The organism is Streptomyces sp. NPDC029216 (assembly GCF_040648015.1).
GTDB lineage: Bacteria > Actinomycetota > Actinomycetes > Streptomycetales > Streptomycetaceae > Streptomyces.
This window is the reverse complement of sequence record NZ_JBEZWL010000078.1, coordinates 1-18,771: the sequence shown is the minus strand read 5'-3', so window position 1 is coordinate 18,771 and position 18,771 is coordinate 1. Positions and strand designations below refer to the sequence as shown.

Below are 18,771 nucleotides of genomic sequence, written 5' to 3'. Positions count from 1 at the left end.
CGGGGTCAGCCGCGCGGTACCGGGGAGACCGATGGCGGGGCGGCATCCAGCCGGAAGCCGGTGACGAGATCGGGGCGGATCCGGACGGTGCCGGTCATGGGCCGCCCCACCCAGGGGCGCAGCAGGGCCGCGTACCGGTCGACGGCCTCGGCCTCCGTCACCGGTCGTGCATAGCCGGTGACGACGACGCTCCAGCCGAGGTGGGTGTCGGGGTCGATGGCGTCCGCCTCGTACGCCACCACCACGCCGGGGCCCTCGACGGGGCCGGCCAGTGCGGCGAGTGCCCCGCCCTCGTGGATCCGGATGATGACGTCCTCACCGTCGACGAGGTGGTTCACCGGCCGGACGGCCGGCAGGGCGTGCTGCGTGAAGACGACGCGGCCCAGCGGCACCGTGGCGAGGAGGCTCAGGGCCTCGTCCCTGCCCAGTTCCCGCAGGTGCCGGGGGGCCGGCACATCCGTTGCGCGGGCGGGTCGCTCCGTGCCTTCCTGCTCCATGACCTGCCTCCGTCCGGCCGCACCGCGATCACGAGACGACGAAACTCAGGTCGCGGTCGACCCTGAGCACCCTCATGGACTTGACCACCAGCGGCGGCACGTCGCAGAGGAGGAGCCGGATGCCGGCGCGGCGGCAGCGGCGGTTCAGGCCCAGGAGGAGGTCGATGCCGGCGCTGTCGCAGAACGAGAGGCCGCACAGGTCCAGGACCAGCTTCCGGCAGTCGGATTCCGCGAGTTCCCGCAGCCGCGGTCCCACTTGGCCGGCCGTGTGGAAGTCGAGCTCCCCGGCCAGGGCGATCCTCACGTCGCGGTCGTCGCGGGTCACGGTCTTCAGGTCGATCAGGGTCGTCGTCATGGCATCCTCCGCGCTGCGTGCGGCCCCGCCGGGCCGCGCCGTTCCCCGTGCGCCACCAGTCCATCCGGTGCCGCCCGCTCCCCGGAAGGCCCGACAGGTCCGTCCGGCAGGGCCGAAGGTCCCTCCTCCGGGCGTGGGGCGCGTACCCGCCTCCCCGGAGCGCCAGGCGGATGGGGGCCGATCGGCCCTGTCTTCCGGCCCCGCCCTTTGGGCACGATGCCGGTGTTCGTGCGTCCAGTACGGACCAGGCGAAGGAGTTGCTTCATGACCGGCAGCGGTGTCCCCTCCCCCACGGCGGAGCCCATCAGCGTCTTCCTGCTCGACGATCACGAGGTCGTACGCCGAGGGGTCCACGACCTGCTGGACGCGGAGCCAGACCTGACCGTGATCGGTGAGGCGGGCACGGCGGAACAGGCCCTGATCCGCATCCCCGCCCTGCGGCCCCGGGTCGCGATCCTGGACGTACGCCTCCAGGACGGCGACGGGGTGAGCGTGTGCCGGGAGCTGCGCTCGCGGATGCCGGAGCTGGCCTGCCTGATGCTCACGTCGTTCGACGACGAGGAAGCGCTGCTGGACGCCGTGATGGCGGGGGCGTCGGGCTACGTCCTGAAGCAGATCACGGGCACCGACCTGGTGACCGCCGTACGCACGGTGGCCTCCGGGCAGTCGATGCTCGACCCGGGCGCCACCACCCGGCTGATGGCCCGGATGCGCGGCGACGTGCCCGAGGAGGACCAGGCGCCGGGGCTCCCCGGCTTCACCGACCGGGAGAAGGAGATCCTCCTCCTGGTCAGTGAAGGGCTCACCAACCGGGAGATCGGCAAGCGGCTGCATCTCGCGGAGAAGACCGTCAAGAACATCATCTCGCGGCTCTTCATCAAGCTCGGGGTGGAGCGGCGCGTCCAGGCCGCGGTCATCGCGAGTCACGCCCTGACGCCTCCCGGCCGGTAGCCGGGCCCCGTCCTCGGGTGTCCGCGAGACGCCCGGCAGGCGCACGTCGCCCTGCCTGCCGGCCGTGAGCGCGGCGCCGGTTCAGTGGTGCGGCACGACGGCGACCGGACAGGCCGCGTGGTGGAGGGCGGCATGGGCGACCGATCCGATGCGCGTGCCCAGTGCCGACTCGCGGACCCGGCGGCCGACGACGAGCAACCGGGCGTCCGACGCGGCGGACAGCAGCACGTGGCCCGCGCTCCCCTGCTCGACGTGGGCGACGACCTCCACCTCGGGATACCGCAGCCGCCACGGCTCCAGCGCCTGCTCCAGCGCGGCCTTCTCGAACGGCTCCAGCCCGTCGAACCGCTCGGCGACCCACAGTGAGCCGGGGCTGTAGCCGAACACCGGGGGCAGGCTCCAGGCCCGCACCGCCCGGAGCGGGACCCGACCGGCGGCAGCCGCTTCGAAGGCGAAGCCGAGCACGTCGCCGGACTCCTCCACGCCACCCTGCTGGCCCACGACCACCTCCCCCTCTTCGGCCCCGGTCACCGGGCTGCCGTGCCGGGCGCGGACGGAGACGACGGGGCATTCGGCGGAGCCGATCAGCTGCTGTCCGTAGGAGCCCAGCAGGAAGCCGGAAAGGGCGCCGTGTCCGCGAGTGCCGAGGACCAGCATCTCCGCGTCCCTTTCCTTGGCGGCGCGGAGCAGCGCCGGCACGGCGACGTCCGGCACCACCTCCGCGGAGAGCGAGAGAGTCGGGTGCCGGCGGATCAGCTCGCCCACCGTCTCCTCGACGACCTCCTGCGCCCGGCGGGCCTCGGCATCCCGGTCCTGGACCACGGGAAGGGCGAGCGGCTGCCACTGCCACGCGTGGACCACGTGGACGTGCATGTCGCGACGCACTGCTTCCCGAGCGGCCCAATCGGCCGCCGCCCGGCTCTCGGGGGAACCGTCCACTCCGACGACGAGGGTGCGCTTCACGGGTCTGTCCTCCGTACTGATGCGCGAGGCATCGGGTCGGCCGGTATGTGTGCGGGCGCCCGCCGGGGGAGGTGCGGGCGCCGCCTGGATTCACCTTCGCCGGGCCGGGCAGGGGCGAAGAAGGGCCGACGGTCCCTCTCCGAGGGCCGGTGCGCCCCTGCCGTCCCGGCACCGGCGGGGTGCAGGGTGGCGGATATCGGCTCAGTCGACGAACGTCCCGGACCTCACCCGCAGGAGCGGACATGACCGCGTTGACCGCGCACGCCATCTCGGCGCTGGACGCCCACTGGCGCGCCGCCAACTACCTGGCCGTCGGCCAGATCTACCTCATGGACAATCCCCTGCTGGCCGAACCGCTGCGGCCCGAGCACATCAAGCCCCGGCTGCTGGGGCACTGGGGCACCTCCCCCGGCCTCAACCTGGTGCACACGCACCTCAACCGCGTCATCAAGGAACGCTCGCTGGAGGCCCTGTGCGTCTGGGGCCCCGGGCACGGCGGCCCGGCCGTCCTGGCCAACTCCTGGCTGGAAGGGACGTACAGCGAGACCTACCCGGAGGTGACGCGCGACGCCGCGGGCATGGCCAAGCTGTTCAGGCAGTTCTCCTTCCCCGGCGGTGTGCCGAGCCACGTGGCACCCGAGACCCCGGGCTCCGTCCACGAGGGCGGTGAGCTCGGGTACGCCCTCGCCCACGCCTACGGGGCCGCCTTCGACCACCCCGGCCTGCTGGTGGCCTGCGTCATCGGCGACGGCGAGGCCGAGACGGGACCACTGGCCGCGTCCTGGCACTCGAACAAGTTCCTCGACCCGGTCCACGACGGGGCGGTCCTGCCGATCCTGCACCTCAACGGCTACAAGATCGCCAACCCGACCGTGCTGTCCCGGATCCCCGAGTCCGAACTCGACGCCCTGCTGCGCGGCTACGGCCACGAGCCGCTGTACGTCACGGGCAGCGACCCCGCCCAGGTCCACCACGCCATGGCCCGGGCGATGGACCGCGCCCTCGACCGCATCGCGCTCATCCAGCGGGAGGCGAGGACCACGGGCGGCGACGCGGGGCGGGAGTACGCACACTGGCCGGTGATCGTACTGCGTACGCCCAAGGGCTGGACCGGGCCGGCGACGGTCGACGGCGACCCCGTGGAGGGCACCTGGCGGGCCCACCAGGTACCCCTCGCCGGTGTGCGGGAGAACCCGTCGCACCTGCGGCAGCTGGAGGAATGGCTGCGCTCGTACCGGCCGCAGGAGCTCTTCGACGCCGACGGCAGCCCCACGGCGCGGGTACGGGGCTGCATCCCGTCGGGCGAGCGGCGCCTGGGCGCCGTCCCGTACGCCAACGGGGGCCGGCTGCTGCGACCGCTCCCGCTGCCCGCGCTCGACGCGCACGCCGTCCGCGTCGACAAGCCGGGAAGCACCCTCCACGAACCGACCCGCGTCCTGGGACACTTCCTCGCCGAGGTCATGCGCGACACCTCCGAGCGGCGGGACTTCAGGGTCGTCGGCCCCGACGAAACCGCCTCCAACCGCCTGGACGACCTCTACACCGCCACCGGCAAGGCCTGGCAGGCCATGACGGAGGCCACGGACCGGAACCTGTCCCGGGACGGCCGGGTCATGGAGATCCTGTCCGAACACGTCTGCCAGGGCTGGCTGGAGGGCTACCTGCTCACCGGCCGCCACGGACTGTTCTCCACCTACGAGGCCTTCGCACACATCGTCGACTCGATGGTCGCCCAGCACGTCAAATGGCTGAAGACCTCGCGCGAACTGGCCTGGCGGGCACCCGTCGCCTCCCTCAACTACCTCCTCACCTCGCACGTCTGGCGCCAGGACAACAACGGCTTCTCCCACCAGGACCCCGGCTTCGTCGACCACGTCCTCAACAAGAGCCCCGAGGTCGTCCGGGTCTACCTGCCGCCGGACGCCAACACCCTGCTCGCCGTGGCCGACCACGCCCTGCGCAGCCGCGACCAGGTCAACGTCATCGTCGCCGGCAAACAGCCCTGCTTCGACTGGCTGCCGGTCGAAGAGGCCCGCGACCACGTGGGGCGGGGCGCCGGCATCTGGGAGTGGGCCGGAACCGAACACGGCTCCTCCGCCCCCGACGTCGTACTGGCCTGCGCCGGGGACGTACCCACCCAGGAAGTGCTGGCCGCCGCGGCCCTGCTCCGCGAGCACCTCCCCGCCCTGGCGGTCCGCGTCGTCAACGTCGTCGACATCGCCCGGCTGATGCCCCACGAGGAACACCCGCACGGCATGACGGACCCCGAGTACGACGCCCTCTTCACCACGGACCGCCCGGTGGTCTTCGCCTACCACGGCTACCCGTGGCTCATCCACCGCCTCGCGTACCGCCGCACCGGCCACGCCCAGCTGCACGTCCGCGGCTACAAGGAGTCCGGGACGACGACGACCCCCTTCGACATGGTGGTCCGCAACGACATCGACCGCTACCGGCTCGTCATGGACGTCATCGACCGCGTCCCCGGCCTCGCCGCACGGGCGCAGGAGCTGCACCGGGCCATGGCGGGCCGGCGCGTCCGTCACCACGACTGGATCCGCGAACACGGAAGCGACCTGCCCGAGGTCACGGACTGGTGCTGGCCCTACTGAGCCGGTCGCCGAGCCGGCGTGGCCGCGGCCTGCCACAGGGTGCGTCGGGCGCCTGCCTGGGATAATCCGAGGGAAGCGCACAGGGCGGAGCGAACCAGGGGCGACCATGTCCGACGATCCGAATGCCTCCCGCGAGGCGCCGATCAAGGTGTTCCTCCTCGACGACCACGAGGTGGTCCGGCGCGGACTGCGGGACCTGCTCGACGCGGAGCCGGACATCACCGTCGTGGGTGAGGCGGGCACGGCCGAACAGGCCCTGGCCCGCGGGCCCGCACTGCGTCCGGACGTCGCGGTGCTCGACGTGCGGCTGCCCGACGGCGACGGCATCGGCGTGTGCCGGGAGCTGCGGTCGCACATGCCGGGCCTGGCCTGCCTGATGCTGACCTCCTTCGACGAGGAGGACGCTCTGCTGGACGCGATCATGGCCGGCGCCTCCGGATACGTGCTGAAGCAGATCAAGGGCTCCGACCTGGTATCCGCGGTGCGGACGGTCGCCACCGGCCAGTCCATGCTGGACCCGGCCACGACCGCCCGCCTGATGCACTCGCTGCGCGGCCCGGAAGCGGCGAAGGAACCGGTGGACGCCCGCCTGGCGGCTCTGACGGAACGGGAGCGGGCGGTCCTGGAACTCATCGGGGACGGCCTCACCAACCGTCAGATCGCCAAGCGGCTCTACCTGTCCGAGAAGACCGTCAAGAACCACATCTCGCGGCTGCTGGGCAAGCTCGGCGTCGAGCGCCGGGTGCAGGCGGCGGTCATCGCCGCGCAGGTCCACGACCACGACCACGGCGGCCGCACCGAGCGCTGAACGCCCTGCGCGGTACCGGTCACGTCTGCGCGGGGACCAGGGGCACCTGCCATTCCAGGCGGGTGCCGCGCTCCCCCGGGCCCCGCGACGCGACGGTCATCCGCCCGCCGAGCCTCTGCGCGCGCTCGGTGAGGTTGCGCAGTCCGCTGCGGCGGCCGCCGTCGGGCATGCCGGTGCCGTCGTCGGTCACCGCGACGGTGAGGATGCCGTCCGCCGCGCTGATCAGGACTTCGACGTGGTCGGCCCGGGCGTGGCGGGCGACGTTGGTCAGTGCTTCGCCGAGTACGGCCAGGGCCTCGTCGGCGACGGCCGGCGGCACGTCGGTGTCGATCAGGCCTTCCATCCGCAGCGCCGGGGCGAAGCCGAGGGGGCCGGCGGCCTCGTCCAGGGCGTGGACGGCTCGGGAGCGCAGCTTGGAGCCCGTGGCGGGGGTTCCGCGGTCGCGCAGTCCGAAGATGGTGGAGCGGATGATCTTGATGGTGGCGTCGAGGTCGTCGACGGCGCGGGCGAGGCGTTCGGAGGCCTCCGGGTGGTCGACGAAGCGCTGGGCGCTCTGGAGGGTCATGCCGGTGGCGAAGAGCCGCTGGATGGCGAGATCGTGCAGGTCGCGGGCGATGCGGTCGTGGTCCTCGAGCATGCTGATCTGCTCGGCGTCCCGGCGCCGGTCCGCCAGTTCCAGGGCGAGGGCCGCCTGGCCGGCGAAGCCGGGGAGCGCGGCGACCTCCGGGGTGGCGAACACCGGGCGGCCGTGCCGACGGGCCAGCATCAGGACGCCGCTGAGCTTCTCCTTCGTGCCCACGGTGACGGCGACGGCCGCGCCGAAGCCCTCCCAGCGTTCGGGCTGGACGGTGACCCGCTCGTCGGAGGCCACGTCCCTGACCGTGATCAGGCCGTCCCGGGCCAGGGCGGCTTCGGCCAGGGTGCCCGCGGTGCTGGGCAGGACGATGCCGCGGTGCCGTTCCGCCCCCTCGCCGAGTGCGAGGGAGCCGCGCAGCTCTCCGCCGGGGCCGAGGAGGTAGAGGACGCCGATGTCGGCGCCCGTGATGTCCTTGGCGCGCTCGAGCACGCCGCCGAGTACCTCGTCCTGCGGGGTGCCGGAGAGGAGGGCGCTGGTTATGTCGGAGCCGGCGGCCAGCCAGCGCTCGCGCAGCCGGACCGCCTCGAAGAGGCGGGCGTTCTCGATGGCGATGCCCGCGGCCACGGCGAGGGTGGTCAGGACCGCTTCGTCCTCGGGGTCGAAGTCGGCGCCGCCGCGCTTTTCGGTCAGGTAGAGGTTGCCGAAGACCTCCTCGCGGACCCGGATGGGGACTCCGAGGAAGGAATGCATCGGCGGGTGGTGGTCCGGGAAACCGTAGGAGGCGGGGTGCTCGGACAGTTCCGAGAGCCTGAGGGTTTCCGGGTGGCGGATGAGCTCGCCGAGGATGCCGTGGCCGGACGGCAGGTCGCCGATCCGGGCGCGCAGCTCGTCGCTGATGCCGACGGGGAGGAACTGGGCGAGCCGCTTGTCGTCGCCGATCACGCCCAGGGCACCGTACTCGGCGTCCACGAGGACGACGGCGGCCTCGACGATGCCGCGCAGGACCTGCGGCAGGTCCAGCTCCCTGCCCACGGACATGACGGCTTCCAGGAGGCCGTTCAGGCGGTCCCGGGTCCCGCGGACCTCGTCGATCCGTACCTGGAGCTCGTCGAGCAGTTCGTCCAGCCGCAGCCGTGGCACTCGCGATCCGGCAGATCCGGCGTCCGTGCTCATAGCCGGCCTCCGGCCGGCGTCATCGGTGAGAGGACCACGCCTCTCACGGTAATGCCGGTCTCGGGCGGGTGTCCCGTTCAGTGCTGGGGGTGCCGTCCTGGGGTGCAGACCGCGCGGTCCCCGGGTCAGCCGGTGGGGACGGTGATCACCGGGCAGTGGGCCCGGTGCAGGAGGCCGTGGGTGACGGAGCCCAGGCTCATGCCGGTGTATCCGCCCCGGCCACGGCGCCCCACCACCACGGCGAGGGCGTGTTCGGCGATCCGGGCGAGTTCCTCGACAGGGTGGCCGGTGGAGACCTCGTGGGTGGCGTGCACGTCGGGGTACTTGTCCGCCAGAGCGGCGGTGGCCTCGCGCAGCAGGAGCCCCTGGGCCTTCAGGGCGGCCCCCTCCTCGTTGAGCGTGAACAGCGGCGGCTGCCACACGCAGACGACCCGCAGGGCGGCGCCGCGCCGGTCGGCCTCGTCGAAGGCGAAGGCCAGGGCCTCGGTGGCGGCCGCGCTGCCGTCGATTCCCACGACGAGGTAGGCCGGCTGCTGGGTGACGTGCTCGGCGTCGCCCACGACGACGACCGGGCAGGTGGCCTGCGCCGTCACGGGGACGACGGTCGAGCCGGCGCTGAAGAACCCGGCCGCGCGGCCCAGGTGCCGGGAGCCGAGGACGACGAGGCGGGCGTACCGGGCCTGCGCCACCAGGACCTGCGCGGGAACCCCCTCGACCAGGTCCGTGCCGACGGTTGCCTCGGGGTGCCGGTCACTGACCCAGCTCGCGGCCTGGTCCAGCCTGTCCGCACCGCTGCGGCGCAGGGCGGTCTGCTGCGGAGTGCCGTCGACGTGCTGCGTGTCGTGCTGGGGCGGGACCGCCAGCACCAGGCGCAGCGGCAGGCGGCGCCGATGGGCCTCGTCGGCGGCCCAGGCCACCGCGAGGTGCCAGTCCCGGGCCGGGTCGACGCCGACGACGATGCCGGAGCTGGTGTCCGGGGTACGGATGGTGCTTTCCACGGTTCCTCCCAACCGAGAAGCCGGCGGGTGCCACCACTGACGCTGGCACCCGCGGAGCGCCCGGACGAGGGCCGTCAGGGGCCCGCCGAGGGGCCAAAGGTCCCCATCGGGCCGGCTCTGTCCCGGGTTGGCCCTTCCGGTCCCCGGACGGGGCCGTTCGGCCCTCGAAGCACGCTCCGCCGCGGCGGATGGTGGGTGGCACACAGCGGATACCGGCCGGGCCCACCGTGGGCGCGGCGGAGCAGGAGGGCCTCATGCACCCCATCAAGGTGGCGGACCTCATGACCGACGAGGTGGTCTCCCTTGCCCCGGGAACGGCCGCCAAGGAGGTCGCGAAGGTGCTGGCCCAGTACGACATCAGTGGCGCCCCCGTCCTGGACGACGAGGACCGGGTGCTGGGCGTCGTCTCCCAGACCGACGTCCTGGCCCTCACCTCACCCGGTCCCCCGGCGCAGGGCACCGTTCGCACGGCGTCCCTCACGGTCGGTGAGATCATGTCCGCACCCGCTGTCACCGTCCACGCGGAAGAGACCGCGGCTGACGCGGCACGCCTGATGACCCGCCGCGGTATCGAGCGGCTGCCCGTCGTCGACGTGGAAGAGCGGCTGGTCGGCATCATCACCCGGCGGGACCTGCTGCGCCTGTTCCTGCGCCCGGACGCCGAGATACGCCGGCGCGTCCACGAGGTCCTGACGGACGTGCTCGGCGTACCGGCCGGGAACGTCGACGTCCACGTCGTCGACGGGATCGTCACCCTGAACGGCCGGGTGCCCCAGGAGAGTCAGCTGGGCCCCCTGCTCGGTCTCGTCGAACGCATCGACGGGGTCGTGGCGGTCGCCTCGCACCTCACCGCCCTCAGCGATGACACGGCGGACGCCGGTGCCGGTGGCGGCCGCAGCGCGATGCCCTGGTGAGGCCCGGCCGGATCCAGGGCAAGGTCCTCGTCATTGCGTGAGCCGGCCGCAATTCCGTGAGTCCGGGCGGGGGCTCATGGCCCGGCGCCCGGCGCCCCGGCTCAGGTTCCGGGGAGGATACGGCGCGTCTCGTAGGCCCACATCGCGATCTCGACCCGGTTGCGGGCGCCGAGTTTCGCCATCAGGCTGGCCAGATGCGTCTTCACCGTGCTGAGGCTGATGTGCAGCGCATCGGCGATCTCGGTGTTGGTCAGCCCGCGGGCGACGGCGAGGAGCACCTGCTCCTCGCGGGCGGTTACGGGGGAGACCGGCTGGGCCGCGGGCCGGCCGGCGGGCAGGTCCGAGAAGGCCTGGAGCAGACGGACGGTGACGCTGGGCGCGATGAGCGCCTCACCGTCGGACGCCGACCGTACGGCCTGCGCCAGAAGGTCCGGTCCCGTGTCCTTGAGGAGGAATCCTCGGGCGCCGGCACGCAGTGAGCCGTAGACGTACTCGTCGAGGTCGAACGTGGTGATGACGACCACGGCCAGCGGGTCGGCGACGCCCGGGCCGGCGATCAGCCGGGTGGCCTCGAGCCCGTCGAGTACGGGCATGCGGATGTCGAAAAGGCAGACGTCGGGGCGTAGTTCGCGGGCCAGACGTACCGCTTCCCGCCCGTCGGCGGCCTCGCCGACCACCTCGATGCCGGGCTGGGCGTTCAGCATGATCCGCAACCCGGTGCGGACGATCGTCTGGTCGTCAGCGACGAGGACGCGAATGGACACCGCTCTCGCTCCTCGCTCTCGGCAGTTCGGCTTCGACATGCCAGCCCCGGTCAGTACCCGGGCCGGCTCGTAGTGTGCCGCCGAGCAGGGTCGCGCGCTCGCGCAGTCCGGTAAGTCCGTATCCGTCGCGACCCCGGCCGGTGCGCCGGCCGTTGTCGCGCACGCTCACCCGTACCGTGTGCCGTTCCGCGGCGACCCGGACGACGAGCTCGGTCGCGTCGACCGCATGGCGCAGCGCGTTGGTCACCGACTCCTGCACGATCCGGTAGACGGCCGCGTCCACGGCCGGGGGCAGCGCGTCCAGCTCGCCGTCGAGCCCCAGGTCGACCCTGAGGTGACCACCCGGGGTGCGCACCAGGCGCTCCAGATCCGCGACTCCGGCAGGGGGCGCCAGCTCGGCGCCGACCCCGCGGTCGCGCAGCGTGGCGACCATGGCGCGCATTTCCTCCAGCGTGCGCGCCCCTTCCTCCTCGACCCCCTCCAGCGCCTCGACGGCGGCGGACGGGTCGGCGCCCGCGAGCACCCGGCCCGCCTGGGCGATGATCACCATGGCCGACACGTGGTGGGCCACCGTGTCGTGCAGTTCCCGGGCTAGCTGCTCGCGCTCGCGGGAGCGCACCTGCTCCAACTGCCGCTCGCGAGCGGTCACCCGGAACCGCACGGCAGCCCCGAGCACGCCGGGCAGCAGCAGGAAGGCGAGGCCCACGACGTTCTCGAAGACCGGGGTCTCGTCCGTGACGGAACAAAGCACGCCGGCCGCGAGGATCACCGCGCCGCCCAGCACGGTCTCGCGTCCCGATCCCCACCGGGGCAGCGCGTACACCAGCACGAGCACGACCGCGCCGGTGTACAGGCCGACGGGCTCGCGCGGTGCGCCGACGAGCGAGGCCACCGGAAGCAGGACCACCGAGCCGAACGCCAGCGTCACCATCGCCAGCGGGCGGGTCCGGCGCCACAGGGGCAGCAGGCACAGCCATACGGCGAGGACCACCGCCACCGGCCGCCACACGACGTCCTCGCGCAGGGTGGCCTCCAGCGCCACACCGGCAAGGCCCGCGGTGAGCAGCGCCCAGTCCCGCCACACCCGGGCGGGCGCGTCGGGCGGCCGGGGTTCGGTCCACAGGGTTCGCAGGTCGTCTCGGAGCACGGTTCCCAGCCTAGGGGCCGCGGCGTGCCGCGCATCGGCCGAAAGGACGGGTCGTCACTCCGCCCCGGGGCCGAGGGATCCGCGGCCCGCGGGCCGATGCCGCGGAGCGCCGTGGCGAGGAGCCTCGGCATCGGCGGCCGTACAAGGACGGCCGCCGAGGTGGTTGGAGGACCCGATGCTCTCGAAAGCCCTGTTGCGCCTGGGCGCAAGCGCCGCCCGCCATCCCTGGCGGGTGATCGCGGCATGGCTGCTCGCCGCCGTGCTTGCCGTCCTCGCCGCCCTCGCCTTCGGCGGGCGGACCGCGGACTCGATGACCGCTCCGGGACTGGACTCCCAACGGGCCGCGGAACTGATCGAGCGGGCCGGCACGGGTCAGGAGGGGATGACCGCCCAGGTCGTCGTCACCCCCCGCGACGGCGGTGCGACCTTCTTCGACAGCGACAGCGCGCGCACCGCTCTCACGCGGCTGCAGACCGAGGTGAAGCGGCTGCCGCACGTGCTCGGCACGAGCGACCCGGCGCAGGCACTCGGCGCAGGCCGGGACACCGCCGTGCGCGGCGGACTCGTCTCGGCCGACGGACGGATCGCGGTCGTCCGGGTGCAGTACCCCGACCAGAGCCGGCTGTCGGCCGAGGACCTCGACGCCCTCGTCGATCTCGGCGACCGGCTGCGCGCCGAGCTGCCCCTGCGGATCGAGATGGGCGGGAGCCTCTTCTACGCCTTCTCCGATCCCGACGGCGGCGCAAGCGAGTTGATCGGGATCCTTGCCGCCGCCGCGATCCTGTTCCTGGCGTTCGGTTCGCTCGTCGCCACCGCGCTCCCGATCGGCATGGCGGTCTTCGGGCTGACCGTCGGCGTTGCCACGATGACGGTACTGGCGGGGGTGACGGACGTCCCCGCCTTCGCACCGGTCCTGGGCAGCATGGTCGGGCTCGGAGTGGGCATCGACTACGCGCTGTTCGTGCTCGCCAGACACCGGGAGTACCTCGCGCGCGGGCTCGATCCACACGAGGCAGCCGGACGGGCGGTGGCAACGGCGGGGCGGCCCGTGGTCTTCGCCGGCGGCACCGTCGTCGTATCGATCCTCGGTATGGCGGTCGCGAACGTGCCGTTCATGACGGTGGGCGGCCTGGCAGTTTCGATCGTCGTCCTGACCATGGTGCTCGCGTCGGTGACGCTACTGCCGGCCTTCCTCGGCGCGGCCGGCCCGCGGCTGGGCCGGGCCGGCCGGATCGTCCGGGCTCTTCGGGCCGGGCGGCCGGGCCGAACCGACCGACGGCGGGACACGGCGGCGGGCGCCGTCTCCGCCGCCGGGTGGGGGCGCTGGATCGGCCACGTCAGCTGGCACCCGGTGCTGTACGCGGTCGGCGCGGCGGGGCTGCTGCTGACGGCGGCGCTGCCCGTGCTCGGCCTGCGCGTCGGCCTGCCCGACGACGGCTCACTGCCGCAGAGCCGTACTGAACGCCGCGCCTACGACCTCGTCGCCGAGGGGTTCGGCCCGGGCACCAACGGTCCCCTCGTCATCGCCGCGGACCCCTCCGGCGATCGGGGAGTGGTGGACCGTCTCGTCACCACGGTCGCGGCGGATCCGGGCATCGCATCCGTCGCGCCGACACACATCGATCGGGCCACCGGCATCGCGACCCTCGTGGTGTTCCCGACCACCAGCCCTCAGGACAAGGCCACGGCCGACACCATCGCCCGGCTGCGCACCGAGGTGCTGCCCACGGCGATCGGGGAGGGCCCGGCCAGGGCCCACGTCGGCGGCGCCGCCGCGGCCCTGTCCGACGTGGGCCAACGCACCAGTCAGCGCTTGCCGGTGTTCATCGCCGCCGTGCTGGCGCTCTCGTTCCTTCTCCTGATGCTGGTCTTCCGCTCGGTCGTCGTACCGCTCAAGGCGGTGCTGCTGAACCTGCTGAGCATCGGCGCGGCCTACGGGATCATGGTCGCGGTCTTCCAGTGGGGCTGGGGAGGCGCGCTCATCGGACTGGAAGCGACGGTTCCGGTCGTGTCGTTCATCCCGATGTTCCTCTTCGCCATCCTGTTCGGCCTGTCGATGGACTACGAGGTGTTCCTCCTCGCGCGCGTCCGTGAGGAGTACGTGCGCACCGGCGACAACAGCACGGCGATCGTGGAGGGCGTCTCCGGCACCGCCCGGATCATCACGTCGGCCGCCCTCATCATGGTGGCGGTCTTCCTGTCCTTCGCCGTCGCCGACGACCCCTCCACCAAGATGTTCGGGCTCGGCCTGGCCACCGCGATCTTCATCGACGCCACGGTCGTACGCATGGTGCTGGTACCGGCGACCATGACACTCCTCGGCCGGGCCAACTGGTGGCTGCCCACCTGGCTGGACCGGCTGCTTCCCCGAGGCCCGGTCGGCATCGACACGGCCGACGACACCGACGCGAAATCCACGGGCGGGGCTCCTCGTCCAGGGCTGGTCGAGAGTTGACCCAACTCCCTGTCCGGCACAGGAGATCGACGTCGCATCTGTCATTGCCCCTCCACCGGCCGTTCCTGTAGTCACAGGCCGTCAGCGGCGGACCCTCGGCATGCCCAGGCCGATCCACGAGATGATCTCGCGCTGGATCTCGTTGTTGCCGCCGCCGAAGGTGAAGATCACGGCGCTGCGGTAGCCGCGTTCCAATTCGCCGTGGAGGACCGCGCCCGCCGAGCCGTCCTTGAGGGCGCCGGCCGCGCCGACCACCTCCATCAGCCAGGCGTACGCGTCCCGGCGCGCCTCGGAGCCGTAGACCTTGACGGCGGAGGCGTCCTGGGGGGTGAGGGTGCCGGACTGGACGGCGTTCACCATCTGCCAGTTGAGCAGTTTCATGGCGTCCAGCCGGGCGTGGGTGCGGGCCAGGCGGCCGCGCACCCAGGACAGGTCGATGACGCGGCGGCCGTCGGCGAGCTTGGTCCCGGCCGCCCAGCGCTGGACGTCGTGGAGGGCGCGGATGGCCATCGTGCCGTGGGCGGCGAGGGTGACGCGCTCGTGGTTGAGCTGGTTGGTGATCAGGCGCCAGCCCTTGTTCTCCCGGCCGACGCGGCGGCTCGCGGGCACGCGGATGTCCTCGTAGTAACTGGCGGTGGTGTCGTGCGAGGCGAGGGTGTTGATGAGGGTGCAGGAGTAGCCGGGGTCGGAGGTCGGGACCAGGAGCATCGAAATGCCCTTGTGCGCGGGGGCCTCGGGGTCGGTGCGGACGGCGAGCCAGACCCAGTCGGCGGTGTCGCCGTTGGTGGTCCAGATCTTCTGCCCGTTGACCACGTAGGTACCGGTCTCCTCGTCGCCCTCCCGGACGGCCTTGCACTTGAGGGCGGCGAGGTCGGTGCCGGCGTCGGGCTCGCTGTAACCGATGGCGAAGTCGATCTCGCCGGAGAGGATCCTCGGGAGGAAGTACGCCTTCTGCTCGTCCGTACCGAACTGCATGAGGGTCGGCCCGACCGTGTTGAGCGCCATCAGCGGCAGCGGGACGACGGCCTGCGCGGCCTCGTCGAAGAAGATGAACTGGTCCATGGGCGACATGCCGCGCCCGCCGTACTCCTTCGGCCAGCCGACGCCCAGCCAGCCGTCCGCGCCGAGGCGCCGGATGGTCTCGCGGTAGAAGCGCTTCTGCGCGGCCGGGTCCTCGTAGCGGGCGTAGACGTCCTGCGGGACGAGCTCGGCGAAGTAGGCACGCAGCTCGGCGCGCAACTGCTGCTGCTCGGGCGTGTATTCGAGGTGCACGGCCCCTCCGGGATCCTCGCGCTCCAGCCGGTCGCTGGGACGGCGGCGGTCAGAGTAGAACCCGTTACAGGAATTGGGAAGGGTGAAGGGGTGGGAAGCCGGCCGGCGGGCACGCGCCGACGCCCGGCCGGAGCCGGGCGTCGACCTGCTGCGCATGGGCGTCAGTTCAGTACGGCGATCATGGCCTCGGCCGTCGCCGCCATCGCCGCCCGCGCGGCGGTGAGGTAGGGGCGGGGGTCCGCCGGGGTCAGGTGCGTGCGGATCGCCTCGGTCATGGCCACGTTGAGCGCGGTACCGATGTTGACCTTGCGGATGCCGCCCGCGACCGCCGCCGCGAGCTCCCCGTCCGGCAGCCCCGAGGAGCCGTGCAGGACCAGCGGCACGTCCACCGTCTTGGCCAGCCGCGCCAGCAGGGCGTGGTCGAGGGAGGCCGTCCTGCTGGTCATGGCGTGGGTGCTGCCGATGGCCACGGCCAAGGCGTCCACCCCCGAGTCGGCGACGAACCGCCGCGCCTCGTCCGGGTCGGTACGGGCACCGGGCGCGTGCGGGTCCAGCGGGGCGGCCCCGTTCTTCCCGCCGACCTCGCCCAGCTCCGCCTCGATCCACAGCCCGTTCGCGTGGGCCCAGTCGGCGGCCGAGCGGGTGGACTCCAGGTTCTCGGCGTAGGGCAGGTGCGCGGCGTCGTACATCACGGAGCCGAACCCGGCGTCGGCGGCCTGCCGCAGCAGGTCGGGGCTCTTGACGTGGTCGAGGTGGAGCCCGACGGGCACCCGCGCCGCCTCGGCGCAGGCGGCTGCGGCCCGGGTGATGGGCAGCAGGGCCCCGCCCCGGAACTTCACGGCGTTCTCGCTGAGTTGGAGGATGACGGGCAGACCGGCCCGCTCGGCCCCCTCGACCACGGCTTCGGCGTGCTCCAGGGTGATGACGTTGAAGGCGGCGACGGCCCGTCCGGCGGCGGCCGCCTCCGCGACGAGGACCCCGGCGGAGGCGAGGGTCATCGGACCGCCCCCTCACCGCTGGTGAGGATCACCGAACGGGTCAGGTTGCGGGGCGCGTCCGGGTCCAGCTGCCGCACCGCGGCGACCGCCACGGCCAGCCGGTGCACCCGCACCAGCTCGGCGAGCGGGTCGAGCGTGCCGTCCACCCACTCGGCGCCGGTGCCCAGGACCTGCTCGGCGATGCCCTCGGGGGTGCCGCCCAGCGACCAGGTCACGGAGCCGGGGCCGGTCACGCTGACCGGGCCGTGCCGGTACTCCATCGCCGGGTACGCCTCGGCCCAGGAGAGGGAGGCCTCGCGCATCTTGAGCGCGGCCTCATGGGCGAGGCCCACGCTCCAGCCCCGCCCGAGGAAGGTGAACTGGCCCCGGCCCTCCAGCCCGGCGGGCAGCGGCTCGGCCAGCGCGGCCCGGGCGTCGGCGACCACGGCCGGGGTGTGCGCGCCCACGTGGGCGCGGAGCAGGGTGAGGGCGGTGGTGGCGAAGCGCGTCTGGACGACGGACCGCTCGTCGGCGAAGTCCAGCACCACGAGCTCGTTCGCGAGGGTGGTCACGGGGGTGTCCGGGTCCCCCACGACGGCGGTGGCCGGGACCCCGGCCTCCCGCAGCCCGGACAGCAGGTCCAGCACCTCCGTGGTGGTCCCGGACCGGGTCAGCGCCACGACCCGGTCGTAGCGGCGGTGGCGGGGGAACTCCGAGGCGGGGAAGGCGTCGGTCTCCCCCTGCCCGGCCTCCTCGCGCAGCGCGGCGGCGGCCTGGGCCATGTAGTACGAGGTCCCGCACCCGACGATCGCGGTACGCTCCCCCGGCTTCGGCAGCACCGCCCGGTGAGCGGGGGCCAGTTCGGCGGCCCGTTCCCAGCTCTCGGGCTGCGTGGCCAACTCGTACGCGACGTGACTCATGCGGGCTCCCTGCGCGTTGGATGCGTCATCCTGGCGGTTCCTGCGTGGTGATGGTGCGTGTTCCTGCAAGGTAGCGGCCTGTTTCGCGCAACTTCAAGCATCCACAGGGTGTTGGGCTGGGTTAATCTCGACGGCGGGGCCGGGGACGGGCCCGGGGACGGTACCGAGACGGTACGGGGACGACACGGGAGGGCGCCATGACCCGCACGGAGCGCTGGCAGAGACTGCTGGATCTGCTGGTGGAGCGGGACGGGCTGGAGGTGGAGCCGGCCGCCGAGGCGCTCGGCGTGTCCGCCGCGACCATCCGCCGCGACCTCGACCAGCTGGCCGAGCAGCAGCTGCTGGTCCGCACGCGCGGCGGGGCCGTCCCGCACGGCGTCTCGTACGAACTCCCCCTGCGCTACCGGACCTCGCGGCGCGCCGCCGAGAAGCGCCGGATCAGCGAGGCGGTCGCGGAGCTGATCGCCCCGGGCGAGGTGGTCGGCCTGACGGGCGGCACCACCACCACGGAGGTCGCCCGCGCCCTCGCGGCCCGCCCGGACCTGGCCGTGGGCTCCCCCGCGCTGACCGTGGTGACCAACGCCCTGAACATCGCGGGCGAACTGGTGATCCGGCCCCAGTTCAAGATCGTGCTGACGGGCGGGGTGGCCCGCCCCCAGTCGTACGAACTCACCGGCCCGCTGGCCCAGCAGACGCTCGGTCAGCTCACCGTGGACACGGCGGTGGTGGGCGTCGACGCCTTCGACCCGGCGGACGGCGCGGCCACCCGCCACGAGGACGAGGCGGCCGTCAACAGCCTCCTGTGCACCCGCGCCCGCCGCGTGGTGGTCGCGGCGGACTCCACGAAACTGGGCGTCCGCGCCTTCGCCCGCATCTGCCCCACCACCACGGTCCACACCCTGGTCACGGACACCGCCCTCAGCGCCCCCTTGGCGGCGGCGTTCGAGGGGGCGGGGGTGGAGCTGATACGGGTTTAGGGGCTCGCCGCCATCTCCCCTTCGGGGGGTCGGGGGGATGGCGGAGTTTCGGTGGGACGGTCTCAGAGAAGGGTTGGGGTTTTCCCGTCAGTCTCATCGTCCTTCCGTGGCGGGACGGCCTGTCAAGGGCGCTCCTTCGTCGCGTCGCTTCGCGATGGCCTTCGGCCACCCTTGACAGACCGACCCGCCACGAAAAGCCGAAGACTGCCGGGAAAACCCCAAAGGAACGGGACGGTTGTTCATTGACCATCCGGCTCCCTCAGGGATGAGGCGAGCGGGCCGGGCCCGGCAGACCGGGCATCCGGCGGCCTCATCGTCCTGATTCCGGACCAGGGCCCGCCCGACGCCCCAGATCGCTACGCGCTGCCCAGATTTCGGCGTCCGCCGCCCGTCTGGGGCCGATCCCCGCAC

The 18,771-nt window shown here is 72.9% G+C and carries 16 protein-coding genes; 6 read left to right on the top strand and 10 right to left on the bottom strand.

What is annotated here, in order from left to right:
- Positions 1-5: 5 nt before the first annotated feature.
- Together AB0F18_RS25135 and AB0F18_RS25130 are read right to left on the bottom strand one after the other, a co-directional pair.
- Positions 6-497, bottom strand: coding sequence for a pyridoxamine 5'-phosphate oxidase family protein (locus tag AB0F18_RS25135; RefSeq protein ID WP_362064334.1), 492 nt, complete (start codon positions 495-497; stop codon positions 6-8).
- A 28-nt stretch (positions 498-525) separates the two neighbouring features.
- The gene (locus AB0F18_RS25130) at positions 526-852 is read right to left on the bottom strand and encodes an STAS domain-containing protein (RefSeq protein WP_362064332.1); all 327 of its coding nucleotides are present in this window, start codon (positions 850-852) and stop codon (positions 526-528) included.
- Between the two features lie 264 nt (positions 853-1,116).
- Here AB0F18_RS25130 and AB0F18_RS25125 point away from each other — a divergent pair, with 264 nt between their 5' ends.
- Positions 1,117-1,803 (top strand): response regulator transcription factor, encoded by a 687-nt coding sequence (locus AB0F18_RS25125; RefSeq protein WP_362064330.1) that lies wholly within the window; start codon positions 1,117-1,119, stop codon positions 1,801-1,803.
- 81 nt (positions 1,804-1,884) lie between these two features.
- On the opposite strand, the gene AB0F18_RS25120 is transcribed toward AB0F18_RS25125, so the two are convergent.
- Positions 1,885-2,766: a universal stress protein gene (locus AB0F18_RS25120; protein WP_362064328.1), complete on the bottom strand. Its 882-nt coding sequence runs from the start codon at positions 2,764-2,766 to the stop codon at positions 1,885-1,887.
- A 242-nt stretch (positions 2,767-3,008) separates the two neighbouring features.
- Here AB0F18_RS25120 and AB0F18_RS25115 point away from each other — a divergent pair, with 242 nt between their 5' ends.
- Both AB0F18_RS25115 and AB0F18_RS25110 read left to right on the top strand, forming a co-directional pair.
- Positions 3,009-5,378: a phosphoketolase family protein gene (locus AB0F18_RS25115; RefSeq protein WP_362064326.1), complete on the top strand. Its 2,370-nt coding sequence runs from the start codon at positions 3,009-3,011 to the stop codon at positions 5,376-5,378.
- Positions 5,379-5,484: 106 nt separating this feature from the next.
- A complete protein-coding gene (locus tag AB0F18_RS25110) occupies positions 5,485-6,186 on the top strand; it encodes a response regulator transcription factor (protein WP_362064324.1) in 702 nt (233 codons plus the stop codon).
- A gap of 19 nt (positions 6,187-6,205) precedes the next feature.
- Here the strand turns inward: AB0F18_RS25110 and AB0F18_RS25105 are convergent, their stop codons facing one another.
- Entirely contained in the window at positions 6,206-7,936 is a 1,731-nt protein-coding gene (locus tag AB0F18_RS25105) for a GAF domain-containing protein (RefSeq protein WP_362064322.1), read from the bottom strand.
- 125 nt (positions 7,937-8,061) lie between these two features.
- A complete protein-coding gene (locus AB0F18_RS25100) occupies positions 8,062-8,934 on the bottom strand; it encodes a universal stress protein (RefSeq protein WP_362064320.1) in 873 nt (290 codons plus the stop codon).
- 254 nt (positions 8,935-9,188) lie between these two features.
- On the opposite strand from AB0F18_RS25100, the gene AB0F18_RS25095 reads away from it, so the two are divergent.
- On the top strand, positions 9,189-9,848 hold the full coding sequence (locus AB0F18_RS25095) for a CBS domain-containing protein (RefSeq protein ID WP_362064318.1): 660 nt from the start codon (positions 9,189-9,191) through the stop codon (positions 9,846-9,848).
- A 101-nt stretch (positions 9,849-9,949) separates the two neighbouring features.
- On the opposite strand, the gene AB0F18_RS25090 is transcribed toward AB0F18_RS25095, so the two are convergent.
- On the bottom strand, positions 9,950-10,612 hold the full coding sequence (locus AB0F18_RS25090) for a response regulator transcription factor (protein WP_362064316.1): 663 nt from the start codon (positions 10,610-10,612) through the stop codon (positions 9,950-9,952).
- On the bottom strand, positions 10,587-11,759 hold the full coding sequence (locus AB0F18_RS25085) for a histidine kinase (protein WP_362064314.1): 1,173 nt from the start codon (positions 11,757-11,759) through the stop codon (positions 10,587-10,589). The genes AB0F18_RS25090 and AB0F18_RS25085 overlap by 26 nt, the downstream gene beginning before the upstream one ends.
- A 175-nt stretch (positions 11,760-11,934) precedes the next feature.
- Here AB0F18_RS25085 and AB0F18_RS25080 point away from each other — a divergent pair, with 175 nt between their 5' ends.
- Positions 11,935-14,214, top strand: a complete 2,280-nt coding sequence (locus AB0F18_RS25080; protein WP_362064313.1) for an MMPL family transporter — start codon at positions 11,935-11,937, stop codon at positions 14,212-14,214.
- Positions 14,215-14,295: 81 nt separating this feature from the next.
- On the opposite strand, the gene AB0F18_RS25075 is transcribed toward AB0F18_RS25080, so the two are convergent.
- The 3 genes from AB0F18_RS25075 to AB0F18_RS25065 all read right to left on the bottom strand — a co-directional run bounded on the left by AB0F18_RS25075 (position 14,296) and on the right by AB0F18_RS25065 (position 17,383).
- Positions 14,296-15,486, bottom strand: coding sequence for an acyl-CoA dehydrogenase family protein (locus AB0F18_RS25075; RefSeq protein WP_362064311.1), 1,191 nt, complete (start codon positions 15,484-15,486; stop codon positions 14,296-14,298).
- 161 nt (positions 15,487-15,647) lie between these two features.
- Complete coding sequence (locus AB0F18_RS25070; RefSeq protein WP_362064309.1) at positions 15,648-16,484, bottom strand: class II fructose-bisphosphate aldolase; 837 nt, start codon at positions 16,482-16,484, stop codon at positions 15,648-15,650.
- Entirely contained in the window at positions 16,481-17,383 is a 903-nt protein-coding gene (locus AB0F18_RS25065) for an SIS domain-containing protein (RefSeq protein ID WP_362064307.1), read from the bottom strand. Before AB0F18_RS25065 ends, AB0F18_RS25070 begins: the two co-directional genes overlap by 4 nt.
- 197 nt (positions 17,384-17,580) lie before the next feature.
- Here AB0F18_RS25065 and AB0F18_RS25060 point away from each other — a divergent pair, with 197 nt between their 5' ends.
- Positions 17,581-18,360 (top strand): DeoR/GlpR family DNA-binding transcription regulator, encoded by a 780-nt coding sequence (locus tag AB0F18_RS25060; protein WP_362064305.1) that lies wholly within the window; start codon positions 17,581-17,583, stop codon positions 18,358-18,360.
- The last annotated feature ends 411 nt before the right edge of the window (positions 18,361-18,771 follow it).

Excerpts from the sequence above, each read along its gene's own strand:
- AB0F18_RS25060 (WP_362064305.1), top strand. The coding sequence starts at position 17,581 with ATGACCCGCACGGAGCGCTGGCAGAGACTGCTGGATCTGCTGGTGGAG.
- AB0F18_RS25135 (WP_362064334.1), bottom strand. The coding sequence starts at position 497 with ATGGAGCAGGAAGGCACGGAGCGACCCGCCCGCGCAACGGATGTGCCG.
- AB0F18_RS25105 (WP_362064322.1), bottom strand. The coding sequence starts at position 7,936 with ATGAGCACGGACGCCGGATCTGCCGGATCGCGAGTGCCACGGCTGCGG.
- AB0F18_RS25110 (WP_362064324.1), top strand. The coding sequence starts at position 5,485 with ATGTCCGACGATCCGAATGCCTCCCGCGAGGCGCCGATCAAGGTGTTC.
- AB0F18_RS25130 (WP_362064332.1), bottom strand. The coding sequence starts at position 852 with ATGACGACGACCCTGATCGACCTGAAGACCGTGACCCGCGACGACCGC.
- AB0F18_RS25095 (WP_362064318.1), top strand. The coding sequence starts at position 9,189 with ATGCACCCCATCAAGGTGGCGGACCTCATGACCGACGAGGTGGTCTCC.
- AB0F18_RS25125 (WP_362064330.1), top strand. The coding sequence starts at position 1,117 with ATGACCGGCAGCGGTGTCCCCTCCCCCACGGCGGAGCCCATCAGCGTC.
- AB0F18_RS25115 (WP_362064326.1), top strand. The coding sequence starts at position 3,009 with ATGACCGCGTTGACCGCGCACGCCATCTCGGCGCTGGACGCCCACTGG.
- AB0F18_RS25080 (WP_362064313.1), top strand. The coding sequence starts at position 11,935 with ATGCTCTCGAAAGCCCTGTTGCGCCTGGGCGCAAGCGCCGCCCGCCAT.
- AB0F18_RS25065 (WP_362064307.1), bottom strand. The coding sequence starts at position 17,383 with ATGAGTCACGTCGCGTACGAGTTGGCCACGCAGCCCGAGAGCTGGGAA.
- AB0F18_RS25070 (WP_362064309.1), bottom strand. The coding sequence starts at position 16,484 with ATGACCCTCGCCTCCGCCGGGGTCCTCGTCGCGGAGGCGGCCGCCGCC.